Origin of the sequence: Advenella sp. (assembly GCF_052108595.1) — a bacterium.
GTDB lineage: Bacteria > Pseudomonadota > Gammaproteobacteria > Burkholderiales > Burkholderiaceae_B > Advenella.
This window is the reverse complement of record NZ_JBQEAU010000002.1, coordinates 45,360-62,424: the sequence shown is the minus strand read 5'-3', so window position 1 is coordinate 62,424 and position 17,065 is coordinate 45,360. Positions and strand designations below refer to the sequence as shown.

Genomic DNA, 17,065 nt, shown 5'->3' with positions numbered 1-17,065 from the left:
TTGACATAGCCACTTCGAAATACCCGTTTTGAAATACCAAAGGCCACATGACAATCGCCATGTGGCCTTTATTACTGCTATGTCAACTACCAACCTGCACGGGCACCATCAGTGCGTCACTTCGCTATCGGCACGTTTGCCCAATATGATGGCCGCAACCAGTCCCAGACCAACCCCGAACATCACATAATAGGTTGGCGCCATGGGTGAACCGGTCTGCTGAATCAGCCAGGTAACGATGAACTGGGCAAAGCCGCCAATCAGCATGACCGCCAGGTTATAGGAAATGGACAGGCCGAGCGAACGCACGCGCGTTGGAAACAACACGGCCATCACCGTACTGAAAACAGCAAAGAAAGCCGCCGCACACAGACCGGTGGCCAATTGCACCACAATCAGTTTGGAGATGGTGGGTGCTGCCGTGAGCCAAGAATAGATCGGGAACAGAATCACAAAATACAGACCCAGTGAGCCGATCAGCAACCGGCTGCGGCCAATGCGATCGGACAGCAGGCCCATCAAGGGCGTGAGAATAACCACCCACAATGCCCCCAGCATCTGCACTTCAAAGGTTTCCTGCAGCGGCAGTTTCAGTATTTTCGTGGCAAACGTCACCAGATAAGTGAACGTAATATACACGGTCACGGTGGCCGCCGCCACAAGCCCGATACCCAGAACTGTTTCGCGCCAGGCATTGACCAGCAGTTCACCGATCGTGATACGGCGTCCTTCTGCTGCTTCCAGCTTTTTGGCATTGCGAAACACTTCGGTTTCATCCAGTTGTCGCCGAATATATACTGCCACCGGAATGATGATCAGCCCGACAAAGAACGGGATACGCCAGGCCCAGGCTTCGATTTCTTCCTGCGTAAAATACACGGTCATCAAGGTGCCGGCTGCGGCGCCGATCAACAGACCGATCATCTGTCCGGTCATTTGCCATGAACCGTAGAATCCGCGTTTGCCTGGTGGCGCCATTTCAATCAATAGCGCCGTGGCCGTACCGAACTCTCCGCCTGCCGAAAAACCCTGGATAAGCCGCGCAATCAGAATCAGGACAGGAGCCAGAATGCCTGCGGTCAGATAGGTCGGCGAAAAAGTGATAATTGCCATGGACACGGCCATCAGCGACGTGACCAGCACCAGCGCCGCTTTACGCCCGTTCCTGTCGCCATACATGCCAAGGATGATGCCGCCCACCGGCCGCATGAAAAAACCTACTCCGAATATTGCAGTTGTCATGAGAATAGCGTTCAGATCACCACTTTCAGCGGACGGATCCACAGGAAAAAAGAGCCTGGCGATAATTGGCGTCATGAAGGCGAAGACCAGAAAGTCGTACCATTCCAGCGCATTGCCAATGACTGCAGCAGCCAGGTTGCGCACCGAAACCTTGGTGGATTGCATGAAAATGTCCTTTACCGGTTAGAATAGAAATTAAAATACTTTGTAATGACATACAGCACAAGCACGCAAGAATAGTTAACGTGTAAAAACACCGATTCTGTGGTTTTTCCATACTCCTTATCCTGTATCAAGGACAATTTCGCATGACAACCAATATCACCAAAGAAGAATGGCTTGCCACTCTGGTCGGCATGGACACAACCAGTCGCAACTCCAACATGGGGCTGATCGAAACCATTCGCGACGCGCTGTCCGCCCAGGGCGTCGATAGCTGGCTCACTACCGATGACAAGGGTGCCAAGGCCAATCTATTTGCCACCCTGCCGGCATCCGACGGGCAGACCCAGGGCGGCGTCGCGCTATCGGGACACACCGACGTCGTACCGGTGGACGGGCAGGACTGGAACAGCGATCCGTTTGTGCTGTTGCCTTCGCAAGATCGCTTCTACGGTCGCGGCACCTGCGATATGAAAGGATTTATTGCGACTGCAATGGCCCTGGTGCCCGAATTCCTGCAGCAAAAGCGCACCAAACCCATCCATCTGGCCTTTTCCTATGACGAAGAAGTCGGTTGTGCGGGCGCGCCGTTCATGCTCAAGGATCTGCAAAAACGCAATCAGAAAATAGATGGGTGCGTGGTCGGCGAGCCCACGGGCATGCGGGTGGTGGTTGCGCACAAGGGAATTAATCTGTTTACCTGCCGCGTTCACGGCAAGGCGGCACACTCGTCGCTCACGCCCTTCGGCTGCAATGCCATTGAACACGCGGCCAGACTGATCTGCCATATTCGCGACCTCGCCGATCACTATCGTGATACCGGCCCTTATGACAAGCACTATGACGTGGCCTATTCAACTATCACCTCCAATAAAATCCAGGGCGGTATTGCCGTCAATACAATCCCCGGCGAGTGCCAGTTCAACTACGAGTTCCGCAATCTGCCCGGCATGCCCGGCGAGCAAATCCAGGCCAAGATTCAGGAATATGTAAGTAACGAGTTGCTGCCGCGCATGCAAAAAGAATATCCTGATGCGCGCATCGATATCAGCGCCGATGCCAGCGCCCCACCGCTTGAGGCCTCTGAACAGGCAGCGATTACAGAACTGGTTCGGGCACTGACCCAGGACCACGAAACACGCAAGGTTGCTTATGGCACCGAAGCAGGTCTGTTCCAGCAGCTGGGCATCCCCACCATCGTGTGTGGTCCCGGACTGATCGAGCAGGCGCACAAGCCCGACGAATTCGTGGACTTTTCACAATTGAATGACTGCGAAAATTTCCTAAGAAAACTGTCGGCAAGTCTTTGAATGCCATAGGGCCTTTTCTTGCGGGAAGGTATTGCCGAGAATCAAACGCTGTTATTGATCGGCAATACTGCGCGCATCGCGCAACTGCAAATAACCCCCGTCGTCACACCGCTTTGTCACGCCGACTTATCTTCTTGTCTCTTTTGGCCATCCAATCTGCCGCAAGTTTATCTACATGACAGTAGACGTACGATGCGCTTTGCTGTCGTTCCCGTATATAAGGTCGCAACGCTTTCCATACTGTCAAGACCGTAGACGCGTATGACCTAAACAGCACTTTTGAATCATAAGCTTTGATTTCAATACCAATCGCCATTCTCTCAAAACTGTTCAAAACTTCTCGAATGCATAGTAAATCTTGATCATTTAGTGCGGCGACGCTAAGTTCTTCTGCTGACTTATTATTTGCAATTTGAACAGCATTTGCTATATATTTTTTTGATATTTCCGAAGATAGATAATTGTTCTGAAAATCAAGAGCGTTTTTGACCCGAGCTATTTTTCTTTGAGTTCTAAGACCGTTATGCGCTATCAGGGTCGCTAAGGACATGATGGGAGCGGTGGGATTGTTTTTCGCAAATTGCCATACCGTCGCCCGGTCAAAATGATGGCATCCTGCGACAGCGAGCACTAACGAGAAAGCGCCCCAAAGGGGCGCTCTTACTGAACAGCCATTAAACATCATTGGCCGAAGTCCTGTTCGTCATGTTTCATATGACCTCCTGCATAGCGTAACAAACGATAAATCGTTCTACCATGCACCGATTATAGAGCAAACCAGAGCTGGAGATCGCGCATAAATGTCCTGATTATGGCCAGGAATCGCCATACGAATTGCCGCATTGGCCTGCGCGTAAATCCTCTATGATCGCTTGTGCGGCTGATCAACCTCCACAAAAAAAGATGAGCCCCTAAAGGCTCATCCCTTTTTTACCAACATCGGCTAACGAAAAAAACGCTGTTTGCCTCTGGTTTATCGAACCCGCGTGACAGCAGAACACTGTCACGCAACTTCGTTCGCAACCTTATTTCTTGCCGTCCGTGGCCTTTACATCATCCAGCGCAAATACAAATACCGAGTGGCCGGAGTCAACAACGTTTTTCAGCTCGGGGCTCAGAATCGCAGCGGGCGGCGTCTGGGCATTCGGGCCTGTCACAACGGCGATGTACTGCTTGCCATCAACACTGTAGGTCATTGGGAAACCGCCGATCGAGGTGTTTAAGCGAATCGACCACAGCTTCTCGCCGTTGTTCTGGTCATACGCAGCAAACTCGCGCATGCTGTCGCCGGTAAAGACCAGGCCACCACCGGTGGTCAGCACGCCAGAGCTAAAAATCGGTTTCTGCTTTTTAACCCACAGGAACTTGCCGGTTTTCACATCGACCGCATACACGCGACCCACGCTATCTTCTCCTGGCGCAAACGATACTGCACCCGATGCCTGGGCACCAACAGATTCGCCGGTACGCAGCTCTATCGGCTTGGGCGTGAGCTCCTTGCATGAAGAACTGACCGGAACATACAGGGCGTTGGTCAGCGGGCTGTAGGCCGCTGTCATCCACAATTTACCCAGATCGCGTCCGCCACATACCTTGACCGTTTCGTCGATGGATTTGGCTTTCAGATCGGTATTGGTAATGACCTTGCCGTCTTGCGTAAATCCCTTGATCACATTCTGGAAAACGGTATCGCGTGCCCACAGCAGCTTGCCGGTATCACGATCCAGCACAAAAGCAGTACCGTATTTGCCGGGAACGGATGCAATCACGTCATATTTCTTGCCCGCTTCCACATCCTTGCTCATATAGGCCACTTCATCCTTGGATGGCGCAATCTGGCTCTCTACAAGCACGCGTTCAAACGGGCTGTCCAGATCCCAGTCGTCATTGGGCATATGCTGATAATGCCATTTGACTTTGCCGGTTTCCGCATCGATGGCCAGCGTAGAGCTGGTGTACAGTGCATCGCCATCGCCACTTCCGCGCAAAATGGATGGGTACGGAATCGGCATGCCTACGCCCCAGAACAGCATTTTGCGTTTTGGATCGTAAGAGCCGGTGATCCAGGGCGAGCCGCCCCAGCGATTTTCCTTGGCCAGACCGCCCCAGCTGTCGTCTACAGCTGGATCGCCAATGGTGTTCAGACGCCACAGTTCCTTGCCTGTTTCGGCATCATGGGCGGTAATATAGCAACCGCCTGCCGTGCCAGTGATACTGCAGCCAGACGTCCCGGTGAAGACTTTGCCGTCAACGACCAGCGGGCCTGCGGTAAAGCTGTAGCCTTTTTCCCATTCATTGACCTGGACTTCCCACAGTTTCTTGCCGGTTTTCGCTTCCAGCGCGACCAGTTTGGCATCCGGCGTTGTCAGATAGACCTTGTCTTCGTACAGTGCCAGCGAATTGCGCTGGCGATTGGCCTGCGCATCATGATAGCCGCCAGTAAACTTGGGCAAGGGCTGGGTGTATTCCCAGATCAAGTCGCCCGTTGTGGCATCCAGCGCCTGCACATGGCTGCGATTCATTCCAAGGAACATGATGCCGTCGTGAACCAGCGGCGCCGTTTCCTGCAGACCGCCTACCGGCATGGACCACGCCCAGGCCAGATCCAACTGTTTGACGTTCTTTTTATTGACCTGATCCAGGGGGCTGTAACCCTGATTGTCAATGGTACGGCGCCAGCTCGGCCAGTCGCCGTCGGCAGGATTCAGAATCTGTTCATTGGAAATGGGTTTGTAATCGTCGATCTTCACTTGTGCCTGAGCCGCACAGGCAAACATCACTGCGGCAGATACAGCCAGAAGGCTATGAAATTTCATTTTAGATCCTATTCTTCAATATTCGTTACGCGTCGCGGCTCACAAGAGAGGCATCACGACGTTGGGTCAAATGTACTGATCAGCGCGCGGCTTTGGCCTGTTCTGCTGAAACTCCTCCATAACTGTTGCCCCAGCTGTTGCGAACGTAAGTAGCAACGGCAGCAACCTGCTCGTCATTGAACTGGCCACCCAGGGCCGGCATACTGTTCAGGCCATGGATAATCGTGCTGAGCAGTGCAGGCGCATTGGCCAGCCTGTCGAACCCTTCCAGCTTCGTGCCGAACGCCCCCTGGCCTTCTGCACCATGGCAGGCAGCGCATGTGCTGCTATACACTTTGGCGCCGGCAGCCATCAATTCAGGCGTGGCTTCTACTTTTTCACCAGCCACTTCAGGCTTTTCTGCCGTACCCAATACAGAGACCATCACGCCAACGTCGGAAAAATCCTGGCCGTTCATGTCGCCCGGTTTTTTGTCGCCGTCAAAGCGATACAGGGGAAGGCCGCCGTAACTGACCTGGGACACACCCTGGTCATTTTTTTCTGCCTTGAGCAGGCCCGGCAAAATTTCGTGGCCCAAAGGACGGCTCTCGGAAACCACGGGGTCCCAATGCTTCATACAGGCTTCATCGCAGCTGGCTTTGCTCTCTTTGGTCAGGGTATACAGCGTGTACCCTTTCTCGTCGACAAGAAATGGCGTCATGGTGCCGCTGGTGCCCTTGGCAATCAGGGTTGTGGAGGTTGACCCGGCAGTCTTGTCCGTGCCTTGTGAATCGGCTGCCGCGTTTGCATTTGCCAGGCCAGCAAAGCCGAAGGCAGCCGCACACGCGACTGCTGCGGCAGTGTGTGTCAGTTTAATTTTCATTGCTTTTCTCGTGTTGGGAGGGTTCGAATTAGTCATTGCTCAAGCCATAATTTGGTTGACTAGTCAATGATATAGGTCAAATGATATGCTTTTATTTTCGCCGGGACAACCCATCTGCCGGTCTTTTGCTCAATTGGTTACCTCATCAAGGACTTACCGTTGATTCCATCCGCCGCCAACCGGATATAACGTTGGTAACCCGACACAACACACCCTCTTTTCACTGCTGTTTTGCAACTCCAAAGGCCCAGGACCTGCCGGGACGCCGCAGATGATGAGCGAGCGGCAAAGCCCTTGCCTGGCTGCCCAATCCCGCCGATTGCATTACAATCGAAATGACATGACGACTGTCATCAACTTGGGCTATACACGGCCCCGACAAACAGGAACAGGCGGTAGTAATGGAAAATCTTGATGTCCTCGTACTGCGCAAACTTTGCGCCTGGCGCCAGGAAGGGAAAAAGGCCCTGCTGGCCACAGTCATTCGTACCTGGGGCTCCTCGCCGCGCCCGCTCGGATCGGTCATGGCCTTGTGCGAAGACGGCGCGGTGGTCGGCTCGGTTTCGGGCGGCTGTATTGAAGACGACCTGATCTATCGCTACACCGGCGGCAACGAGAATGCAGTGCTGGTCAATGGCGGACCGCCCTGCCTGGTCCGCTACGGCGTGACCGCTGAAGAAGCCTATCGCTTTGGCCTGCCTTGCGGCGGTACCCTGGAAATCCTGCTGGAATTCAATCCCGATGCGCAGGCGCTGGATGAGCTGGTGGCGGCCCTGGAACAGGGCCAGTTGATGCAACGCGCCGTGCAACTGGATAATGGCATTGTTCAGCAGCAGCCGATTGATCAGCCGTTACCGCTCAGTATTGACGACAAGACGCTGAAAAACACCTTCGGTCCGGAGTTTCGCATGCTGCTGATCGGCGCGGGCCAGTTGACCGAGTACGTGGCCACCATGGCCCTGTTCAGCGGCTTTGCCGTGACCGTCTGTGACCCGCGCATCGAATACCGCAACGGCTGGTCGGTACAGGGTGTAACTGTGCTCTCGGAAATGCCCGACGACGTGGTTACCGCTTTTCGGCCGGACCGGCGCAGTTGCATTATTGCCTTGACCCATGACCCCAAGCTGGACGATCTGGCGCTGATGGAAGCACTGCTGTCAGATGCCTTCTATGTGGGCGCCATCGGTTCGCGTCGCAATAATCACATTCGTCGTCAAAGACTACAAGAGCACTTTGGCATCACGCCGCAACAGCTTGCCCGTCTGCGCGGCCCGATCGGCGTATATATTGGCAGCAAGTCTCCCGCCGAAATTGCCGTCAGCGTCATGGCCGAAGTGATCGCTGTGAAAAACGGCCTGCTGCTGCCAGACAGTTTCGATGTCTCCCATGCCAAGGCCAACCTTTCTGAATACGCCGCCTGACACTGACATGCCGGAAGCTGATTGCCGAACCCCCGCTCCCGATATCGTCGCTCTTGTTCTGGCAGCTGGCAAGGGATCCCGTTTTGATGCCTCGGGCGCACGTTACAAGCCCGTGCAGCCCTTGGCCGATGGGACCCCCATGGTCTATGCCGTCTGTCATACGTTGCTGCAACATACTGATGCTGTCACTGTTGTCTGCGGTCCGCAGCAGGAGGCGGTGCGCAATGCGCTGGGTGGGCTGCCGGTAAACCTGATTCATTGCGCCGATGCTGACATGGGCATGAGCGCCTCGCTGCGTTGCGGGATCAGTCACAGCCCGGCCCGAGTTGGCTGGATCATCGCCCTTGCCGATATGCCCTGCATCCACACAAATACGGTGCAGGCAGTCGCCACGCGCCTGCGCCAGGATGGCCTCATCATACGCCCGCAATTTCAGAACAGGCCCGGGCATCCCGTGGCATTTGCGAGTCAGTTCAAGGACGAACTGCTGCAGGTGACGGGCGACGAGGGTGCACGCGCAATCGTCCAGCGCCATCCCGAGGCGTTAACGCTCATTCCCGTCAACGATCCCGGTTGCCTGCTCGATATTGATACCCAGGAACAATTGCAGCAGCTTGGCAAGGCCAGCGCCCTGCCCGCGCGCCCATAGAAACGGGGCGCATCAAGCGCCCCGTTTATTTCAGGTAAGACACCAGGAGAAGCACCTGTCAGCACCTTGAGCGGCAAAGAGGCGTGCATAAGCAGCCTTCTTTGCCAGCACTACATACCCAGGCCAAACAATCACAGGCCTGCCCCCTGCTTAACTGCCTCCCTTAACTTTTTTGCTGCGTCTGATTACCAATAGGCAAGCTGCGAATCCGCTTGCCGGTAGCGGCAAAAATAGCATTGCACAGGGCAGCCGATACCGGTGGCGTGCCGGGCTCGCCCACGCCACCCAGCGGCGCATCATAATCACTGGCCGCGACCAGATGAACATGAATTTCACGCGGCGCGCTCATCATGGATGTGATGCGATAGTCATGGAAATTGCTTTGCACCGCCGCGCCGTTCTTGAAACTGATTTCACCCGTCGTGGCCAGACTCACCCCCATAACCGTTGCGCCTTCAATCTGGGAACGAATGCGCTCGGGATTGACTTGCGGCCCGCAATCGACCGCGACATCCACGCGCGGGATGGAAACCTCGCCATTGTCTGACACTTGCACATGAACCACTGTGGCGACATAGGTGACAAAGCTGTAGTGCGCTGCCAGCCCCATGGCCTGCCCTTTTTCTGCAGATTTGCCCCAGCCTGCTTCGCGCGTGACCACTTCAATCACATTGCGCAGGCGGCCCGTATCCACCGGATACTTTTCGGGAGACTCGTCGTGATTCCATGAATCTGACAGGTCGGCCGGGTTAATGCGCCTGGCAGGGCCGATCAGATCGAGCAGGAAGTCCCTATGGTCCTTGTCCAGTTCGGCGGCCATTTCCGCGACAAAGGACTGGATGGCGAACGCACGGGGAATGTTCGAGACCGAACGGAACCAACCAATGCGGGTATGAGCCTCGGCTTCGGGATTCTCGACCCGAACATTGGCTATGGCAAAAGGCACGTTAGCGGCACCCATGCCCAGTTCTCCTGCTGACTGCAGCTTGGTGTCGGCAAAAGTGGAGCCAATGGAGGGCGCCGCAGTGCGGTGCAGCCACGCCGTTACCTTGCCTTGGGCGTCCAGCCCCGCTTCCAGATGCTCCACCGATACGGTGTGATAATAGGAATGCTGAATGTCATCTTCACGGGTCCAGGTAACCTTCACCGGTTTGCCGTCCATCGCCTTGGACAGCAGCCCGGCTTCGACCACAAAATCCGGCTTGGACTTACGGCCAAAACCGCCGCCCAGCAGTGTCTGATTGACCTTGACGTTTTCCGGCGGCAGCTCAAGCCATTTGACCAGCATGTCATGCGTCGCCTGCGGCGCCTGGACACTGGCCCAGGCTTCACATTTGCCATCGACGATCCTTACCGTTGCCACGGGCGTTTCCATGGGCGCCTGAGCTAGATGCGGAACGTAATACTCGGCCTCTATGCGTTTGGCCGCACTGCCCAGTGCAGCCATTGCATCCCCATCGTTGCGCACCGCTTTATCGGCCGGCTTGCGTACCGACGCTTCAAGCTGCTTGCGGTATTCTGTCGAATCATAAGAGGCGTGAGGGCCCCCATCCCATTCGATCTTCAATGCCTTGCGCCCTGCAATGGCCGCCCACGTATTGGTCGCAATCACGGCCACGCCGCCCAGCGGATTGAACATGGCCGGCGGTGGCGATCCGGCCAGCGTCACCACTTTTACCACACCCGGAACTTTCAGCGCGGCCGTGTCGTCGACCTTGACCAGTTTGCCGCCGAACACAGGAGGACGGGCAACCACAGCGTACAGCATGCCTTCAAGCCGGACATCCTGGCCATATTGCGCGCGGCCCGTAACGATATCCATGCCATCTGCAATATGTGTCTGCCCTTTGCCTATATAGCGAAAGGCGTCTGCCGATTTTAGTTTTAGCGCTTCGCCGGATGGTACATCAAGCTGCGCCGCTTTCTGCGCGACGTCACCGAAACCGAGTTTCTTGCCGGTTGGCGTATGAATCAATTCATGATTTTTGGCCTGCACTTCGGATTCGGGCACATTCCACTGGCTGGCAGCCGCAGACACGAGCATGGCCCGCGCAGCAGCGCCCACGCGCCGCATCGGCATGAAGAAATGGCGCACACTGCGCGAGCCGTCGGTGTCCTGATTGCCGAAACGTGCTTCTTCAGCCCAGGCCTGCTTTACTGTCACACGCCCCCAGTCTGCTTCCATTTCGTCGGCAACAACCATGGGTAGACTGGTCCTGACGCCCTGTCCCATTTCGGCCCGGTGACAAAGAATCGTGATTGCGCCATCGGCGGCGATTGCCACGAAAACCAGCGGATTGTCGACCGTGCCATGCGGCATGGCGTCGGCGCCATACTTTTTGGGGCCCTTCTGTTCTTCGCCTTCGGCAAGGGCGCGCAATGGCACTCCGACGGCCAGCACAAATCCGCCCAGGGCCAAGCCCTTGAGCATTTTGCGACGACTGATATTGCTGATCTGCACATCGGCAGCAGCCATGGCAAATGCATTGTCACGTATATTCATTTTGCACCTCCGGCCTGTGCGACATTCTTGATGGCGCTGCGGATACGCGTATAGGTGCCGCAGCGGCACAGATTGCCGCTCATCGCCGCGTCAATATCGGCATCGGTCGGCGCCGGCGTCTTTTTCAGCAGAGCCGTGGCAGACATGATTTGCCCCGTTTGACAGAAACCGCATTGCGGCACGCCCATTTCCACCCAGGCTTTCTGCACCGCTTTGCCTGTCTCGTCATTTTCCAGGGCTTCAATCGTGACGATTTGCTTGCCTACGGCAGCGGTAATCGGCGTCACACAGGATCGTATCGGCTCACCGTCCAGATGCACCGTACAGGCGCCGCATAGCGACATACCACAACCGAACTTTGTCCCGGTAAATCCGAGGTGATCGCGCAGCGCCCAAAGAATGGGCGTGTCATCCGGCAGATCAACATCATGCTTCGAACCGTTAATTTCAAGTGTAATCATTGCAGCTATCCTTTCCGTTCGTTGCTAAACAAAACCATCATCGTAAAGCCCCATCATTAACGTGCTGTCGCACCCGACGCAGGCAAACCAGACTCGCTTTACTGTATTCAGTATAGCAATCTTATCGGGATTGTGATCAACTTCCTGATAACCACATTTGTCCTAACGTTTTGCGCCAGTATGATCTGGCCGCCCGCTATGGCCAAGCAGCGCAGATGACAATGCTAAGTTGTCTTTGACGCAGAAATAAAAATGAAATACAAATGCAACAGAAACGCAAACCGGCGCATATTTGCAGTCATAAGGCCTGCACCGGTCAGTTGGCTGGACCGCCAGATGCGGTCCGACACGCACAGCGATCAGAAAAAACCCAGCGCCTTGGGGCTGTAGCTCACCAGCAGGCATTTTGTCTGCTGGTAATTGGACAGCGCCATTTTGTGATTTTCCCGCCCGATGCCCGACTGTTTATAACCACCGAATGCAGCATGAGCCGGATACAGGTGATAGCAATTGGTCCAAACCCGGCCTGCCTCAATACCCCGTCCCATGCGATAGGCGCGGGAACCATCCCGGGTCCATACGCCTGCGCCCAGACCATAATAGGTGTCATTGGCAATGGCCAGTGCTTCTTCTTCATCCCGGAACGTCGTAACAGAGGCGACCGGCCCGAAAATTTCTTCCTGGAATATGCGCATATCATTCTTGCCGGAAAGCATGGTGGGTGTCACGTAATACCCCTCCTCCAGACTCTGCACACGATTGCGCTCGCCACCGGTCAGGCACGCTGCGCCCTCATCACGACCAATATCAATATAGCCCAGGATCTTGTCCATCTGCGCCTGCGACGCCTGAGCGCCCACCATGGTATTCATATCCAGCGGGTTGCCGGTCTTGATCTTTTGCACGCGGTTAATGGCCTTCTCGATGAACTGATCGTATATGGACTCCTGGATGAGGATGCGTGAAGGGCATGTGCACACTTCGCCCTGGTTGAGCGCAAACATCGAAAGCCCTTCAAGCGCCTTGTCAAAAAAGTCGTCTGACTGATCCATGACATCGGCAAAAAATACATTCGGGCTCTTGCCACCAAGCTCAACGGTGGACGGAATCAAGTTGTCGGCAGCCGCATGCAGGATATGCTTGCCTGTGGCGGTCGAGCCGGTAAAGGCAATTTTGGCGATACGCTTGTTGGTAGCCAGCGCATTGCCCGCTTCCTTGCCATAGCCATTGACAATATTGATCACACCGGGAGGGAACAGATCACCAATAATTTCCATGAGCACCAGGATCGAAGCGGGTGTCTGCTCGGCCGGCTTGAGCACCACGCAGCACCCTGCTGCCAGTGACGGCGCCAGTTTCCAGATCGCCATCAGGATCGGAAAATTCCATGGAATGATCTGCCCCACCACACCGAGTGGCTCGTGAAAATGATAGGCCACCGTTGTATTGTCGATTTCGGAAATACCCCCTTCCTGCGCCCGGATGCATCCGGCAAAATAGCGCAAATGGTCCACTGCCAGCGGCAGATCGGCAGCCATCGTTTCACGCAGGGGCTTGCCATTGTCAATGGTTTCAGCTACCGCCAGCACTTTCAGATTCTGCTCCATGCGATCGGCCATTTTCAGCAGCAGGTTAGCTCTGTCGGTCGTCGAGGTCTGCCCCCAGGCACGGCGTGCCGCATGCGCAGCGTCCACGGCCCGCTCGATATCGTCGGCGCCGGACCTGGGGACTTCGCAAAACACCTGACCATTGACCGGAGAAATATTCTCAAAGTATTCGCCCGAGACCGGTTCCACCCATTTGCCGCCAATATAGTTGCCGTACTTGGTCTTGTAGGGGTAATCGGTGTCAATACCAAATTGCTTCAAATCGGATAGATTCATGTCTTATCTCCAGATATTCATTTTTAAAATGGCGCGCAGCCATAGCCTCGCGCTGCTATCGTTCTAGAGCAAAGTTCATGCCATCTCGCTAGCAAGGAGCAAAACAGGGTTTTGGAGTAGAATAGTTTTGACGCATCGCGCGCGGCACGCACAACATAGCAAGAAGGTGTCGCGAATCACGACAGCAGGCAGGCAACACAAGCAACAACTGTCTGTTTTTGCAACACATCAGGAGACTACGATGTTGCATCACTCGCTGAACTCCGCCGGTACCGTACAGCCGAATGCGCTAATTCAGCGTTCCTGGGAGCGCTGTGAAAAGCAGGCGGATACGCTGGCAAACGAACCGATTCTGCTGGACCGGGCAGACCTTGATACCCGCCTGGATCAATACGCCAGCCTGTTACAGACTGCCGCGCCGCACATCGCCACGGCCAGTGGCATCGCGGCGCAGGCGCAGGGCATACTGTTGCTCTCGGATGCCAGCGGCGTCATCCTGCACGCCACCGGCAATAGCGCCTTTCTGCATAAGGCTGACCAGGTGACCCTGCGGCCCGGCGCCAGCTGGGCCGAAGGCCATCGCGGCACCAATGCCATCGGCACCGCCCTGATCGAAAACGGCTTTACCCGAGTCATCGGCCGGGAGCACTTTTTGCCCTGCAACCGTATTCTCAGTTGCCATGCTGCGCCTATCCGCTCGCCACGCGGAGAAATCCTGGGCGTTCTGGATATTTCCGGCGATGCCCGTACACTGCCGGACTACACCGGCGATCTGGTCCGAATCACGGCACGCCAGATCGGCAACCAGATCCTGGATCTTGCCGGCACGCACATTGCCCGACTGCAGTTTCAGCGGCACGCAGGGCCGCTGAACGCGGCGCAATGCGGCACGCTGCTGATTGCCGATCAGCAGATTGTGGGCGCCAATGAAACAGCAGCTGAACTGCTTGATGTCCCGCTTATTACATTACTGGACGAACCCGTCGATAAATGGCTGCCCGCCTGGAAACAACTACAGTCGCAACCGAAGCGCAGCTTTTGCGCCGATGGCACTGCGCTGTATGCAACCTTGCAGTTTGAGCGGATCGGCGTTGCCGGCAGCGCCCCTTCACAAGCGTTGCACGGCGAAGGGGCGACGTCGATACCACCGCAAGTGAAAAACCGCAGCGGCCCGGGCGGGGTGCAGGCGGCCCTGCCAGCGCTGGAGCCAGCATTGCAACACCAGTTACGTCAGAGTACGCTGGCCATCAATGCCGATCTGGGCATTCTGCTGCTGGGCGAGACAGGCACCGGCAAAGAGGTGTTTGCCCGCCACTTGCATGTGCATAGCCGCTGGCGCGATGGTCCGTTTGTCGCCATCAACTGCGCTGCGCTTCCTGAAAGCCTGATTGAAGCCGAGTTGTTCGGCTACGAACCCGGTGCATTTACCGGAGCCCAGCGCAACGGCTCTCGGGGTCGCCTGCGCGAGGCCAATGGCGGTGTGCTCTTTCTTGATGAAATTGGCGACATGCCATTGCAACTGCAATCGCGCCTGCTGCGAGTCCTGCAGGAACGGGTCGTGCAGCCGTTGGGTTCCGATAAAACATGGCCGGTGCAGTTTGGACTGATCAGCGCCACCAACCAGCACGCCGATACCCTGAGCCGCGAGGAAAATTTCCGCCAGGACCTTTACTATCGTATCCAGGATCATCTGGTTCAGTTGCCGGCACTGCGTCATCGCGCTGACTTGCGCACCTTTATCTGCGCAGAACTCAGACGCCATGAAAACACCCCCAGCCTGATTTTCGCCGACCAGACGCTGGATATCCTGTGTACCTATCACTGGCCCGGCAACTACCGACAATTGCGATCGGTGCTCAAAACGCTGGCCGCCTTTTTACCCGCTGGCTGTATTATTCATCCTGAATCCTTGCCGGCCCATCTGCGCACGCAATCGCACACGCCATCGTCTACCGACATCGGAGCAGCGGTAGCCGGACAGGAGGACAGGACGGCAGCACAGGAGGACCTGGCGACGAGGATCACTCAGGCGGGTGGGACGATGTGGCAAGACGCCATATCGCCTTCAGAAAGGCCCTTGCCGGAGGTCAGCGTAAAGGATTTGCAGGCATTGCGGATCAGACAGGCGCTGACCAAAAATCGGGGCAATGTCAGCAAAACAGCCAGAGAACTGGGGTTACATCGCAGTACGGTATACCGGCAATTGACTCGAGCTGGTTCTCGAGTGCAATAGGCTGGCACAGGCACGGCGCCGGATTTGTTTTACTGTGCGCCCCCGGCCAGGTACGGACGCTCGCGGTGGCTGCGCAAATCTCTGCTGAATTATGATGTCGCACGGTGGTCATTGCAGTTGTTGTTCCATTGCGCTTGGCGTCATTCAATGACGCCAGTGACCAATTTGTTGCCCACCAAGCATACCAGCGCCCCTGCGTCTGGCCCGGCACGCCGGCAGACCACTGCGCCTGGGCACCGCCTTGAGCCAGTCGTTATCTGCCTTTTAACCGCTGCCGTATCTCCCCTTGCAGAATGACGCATCTGCCTATTTACCGACAGTTCGTTCCTGCGCATACTGACAGCGTGCAATAAAACGGCCGAATCGGTCGGGTCGTCTCTCCTTCCTGGTTCTCATTATGGCATTTGCAATTGTGCTGTCGGCAAAAGGAAATAAACATGATAATCGCTTCGAAAATTTCACCCTGCCTTTGGTTTGACGACCAGGCCGAGGCTGCAGCACGGTTTTATACCGGCATTTTTCCTGATTCAAAAATAACCCAGACTACCCATTATCTGGGCAAGAAAATGACACAGGTCAGCGGCAGACCCGAAGGCAGTGTGCTCACAGTCGCGTTCGAGCTTGCCGGCGTGCCTTTTACTGCCCTTAATGGTGGCCCCATTTTCAAGTTCAATGAATCCATTTCTCTGCAGGTGCATTGCGAGTCTCAGGAAGAGCTAGACACATACTGGACAGCGTTAAATGAAGGTGGCGATCCGTCTGCCCAGCAGTGCGGCTGGCTCAAGGATCGGTACGGCCTGTCTTGGCAGATCGTGCCCGCCATATTGCCGACCCTGTTGACCGACCCGGCTCGCGCCCAGCGAGTCATGGAGGCATTGCTGCCAATGAAAAAACTGGATATTGGCAAACTGCAGCAGGCTGCCGACGCAACCAGTGCCGAAAGATCCTGATCGGCTCAGCATCAATGCAGTTCAATTTAATTTACATCGCTATTTTTCAATAGACTATTTTTAATACCGTATCCAGTCTGTTTGCGACTGGGCCACACCAGGAAAACATCATGAACCAGACCTCTATCGTCCCTTACCTTTTCTTCGGCGGCCACTGCGAAGAAGCCCTGAACTTTTACAAAGATGCCGTGGGCGCCCAGCTCGATATGATGATGCGTTTTGGCGAGAGCCCTGAACCGCCACCACCAGGCGCCGTTCCCCCAGATTTTGATAACAAGATCATGCACGCAAGTTTTCGCATTGGCAGCAGCCTGGTCATGGCTTCCGATGGCTGCGGCGGCGACAGCACCCTGAGCGGCTTCGCCCTGTCTGTTATTCCGGTCAACAAAGAAGATGCAACCCGGATGTTCAACGCGCTGGCCGACGGCGGCACTGTCACCATGCCGCTGGGTGAAACCTTCTTCTCCCCCTGCTTTGGCATGCTCAAAGACCGTTTCGGGATGGAATGGATGATTGCCATGCAACCGGCAGAACAGGCGGCGCAAGCCTGAGGAACGCAGGCGCCAAGCCCAG

At 55.7% G+C, this 17,065-nt stretch carries 13 protein-coding genes; 6 read left to right on the top strand and 7 right to left on the bottom strand.

The window, feature by feature from the left end; translation table 11 throughout:
* Nucleotides 1-108: 108 nt before the first annotated feature.
* Entirely contained in the window at nucleotides 109-1,407 is a 1,299-nt protein-coding gene (locus tag ACTIKR_RS00725) for an MFS transporter (RefSeq protein ID WP_193088128.1), read from the bottom strand.
* 143 nt (nucleotides 1,408-1,550) lie between these two features.
* Between ACTIKR_RS00725 and argE the strand changes: the two genes are divergently transcribed.
* Nucleotides 1,551-2,714, top strand: a complete 1,164-nt coding sequence (argE, locus tag ACTIKR_RS00720; protein WP_193088127.1) for an acetylornithine deacetylase — start codon at nucleotides 1,551-1,553, stop codon at nucleotides 2,712-2,714.
* Between the two features lie 103 nt (nucleotides 2,715-2,817).
* On the opposite strand, the gene ACTIKR_RS00715 is transcribed toward argE, so the two are convergent.
* From ACTIKR_RS00715 to ACTIKR_RS00705, 3 genes are all read right to left on the bottom strand, one after another.
* The gene (locus ACTIKR_RS00715) at nucleotides 2,818-3,399 is read right to left on the bottom strand and encodes a DUF4760 domain-containing protein (protein ID WP_193088126.1); all 582 of its coding nucleotides are present in this window, start codon (nucleotides 3,397-3,399) and stop codon (nucleotides 2,818-2,820) included.
* 340 nt (nucleotides 3,400-3,739) lie between these two features.
* On the bottom strand, nucleotides 3,740-5,530 hold the full coding sequence (locus ACTIKR_RS00710) for a pyrroloquinoline quinone-dependent dehydrogenase (protein ID WP_193088125.1): 1,791 nt from the start codon (nucleotides 5,528-5,530) through the stop codon (nucleotides 3,740-3,742).
* A 79-nt stretch (nucleotides 5,531-5,609) separates the two neighbouring features.
* Nucleotides 5,610-6,392 (bottom strand): c-type cytochrome, encoded by a 783-nt coding sequence (locus ACTIKR_RS00705; protein WP_442326949.1) that lies wholly within the window; start codon nucleotides 6,390-6,392, stop codon nucleotides 5,610-5,612.
* Between the two features lie 401 nt (nucleotides 6,393-6,793).
* Between ACTIKR_RS00705 and ACTIKR_RS00700 the strand changes: the two genes are divergently transcribed.
* Both ACTIKR_RS00700 and ACTIKR_RS00695 read left to right on the top strand, forming a co-directional pair.
* Nucleotides 6,794-7,813: an XdhC family protein gene (locus ACTIKR_RS00700; protein WP_193088123.1), complete on the top strand. Its 1,020-nt coding sequence runs from the start codon at nucleotides 6,794-6,796 to the stop codon at nucleotides 7,811-7,813.
* A 7-nt stretch (nucleotides 7,814-7,820) separates the two neighbouring features.
* A complete protein-coding gene (locus ACTIKR_RS00695; RefSeq protein WP_193088122.1) occupies nucleotides 7,821-8,462 on the top strand; it encodes a nucleotidyltransferase family protein in 642 nt (213 codons plus the stop codon).
* A gap of 163 nt (nucleotides 8,463-8,625) precedes the next feature.
* Here the strand turns inward: ACTIKR_RS00695 and ACTIKR_RS00690 are convergent, their stop codons facing one another.
* The 3 genes from ACTIKR_RS00690 to exaC all read right to left on the bottom strand — a co-directional run bounded on the left by ACTIKR_RS00690 (nucleotide 8,626) and on the right by exaC (nucleotide 13,309).
* Nucleotides 8,626-10,965, bottom strand: coding sequence for a xanthine dehydrogenase family protein molybdopterin-binding subunit (locus ACTIKR_RS00690; RefSeq protein ID WP_193088121.1), 2,340 nt, complete (start codon nucleotides 10,963-10,965; stop codon nucleotides 8,626-8,628).
* Complete coding sequence (locus tag ACTIKR_RS00685) at nucleotides 10,962-11,426, bottom strand: (2Fe-2S)-binding protein (RefSeq protein ID WP_193088120.1); 465 nt, start codon at nucleotides 11,424-11,426, stop codon at nucleotides 10,962-10,964. Before ACTIKR_RS00685 ends, ACTIKR_RS00690 begins: the two co-directional genes overlap by 4 nt.
* Before the next feature lie 359 nt (nucleotides 11,427-11,785).
* The gene (exaC, locus tag ACTIKR_RS00680; RefSeq protein ID WP_193088119.1) at nucleotides 11,786-13,309 is read right to left on the bottom strand and encodes an acetaldehyde dehydrogenase ExaC; all 1,524 of its coding nucleotides are present in this window, start codon (nucleotides 13,307-13,309) and stop codon (nucleotides 11,786-11,788) included.
* 241 nt (nucleotides 13,310-13,550) lie between these two features.
* Here exaC and ACTIKR_RS00675 point away from each other — a divergent pair, with 241 nt between their 5' ends.
* From ACTIKR_RS00675 to ACTIKR_RS00665, 3 genes are all read left to right on the top strand, one after another.
* A complete protein-coding gene (locus tag ACTIKR_RS00675) occupies nucleotides 13,551-15,542 on the top strand; it encodes a sigma-54-dependent Fis family transcriptional regulator (RefSeq protein ID WP_193088118.1) in 1,992 nt (663 codons plus the stop codon).
* Between the two features lie 437 nt (nucleotides 15,543-15,979).
* On the top strand, nucleotides 15,980-16,492 hold the full coding sequence (locus ACTIKR_RS00670) for a VOC family protein (RefSeq protein ID WP_193088117.1): 513 nt from the start codon (nucleotides 15,980-15,982) through the stop codon (nucleotides 16,490-16,492).
* A gap of 110 nt (nucleotides 16,493-16,602) precedes the next feature.
* Nucleotides 16,603-17,043 (top strand): VOC family protein, encoded by a 441-nt coding sequence (locus ACTIKR_RS00665; RefSeq protein ID WP_193088116.1) that lies wholly within the window; start codon nucleotides 16,603-16,605, stop codon nucleotides 17,041-17,043.
* Nucleotides 17,044-17,065: the final 22 nt, after the last annotated feature.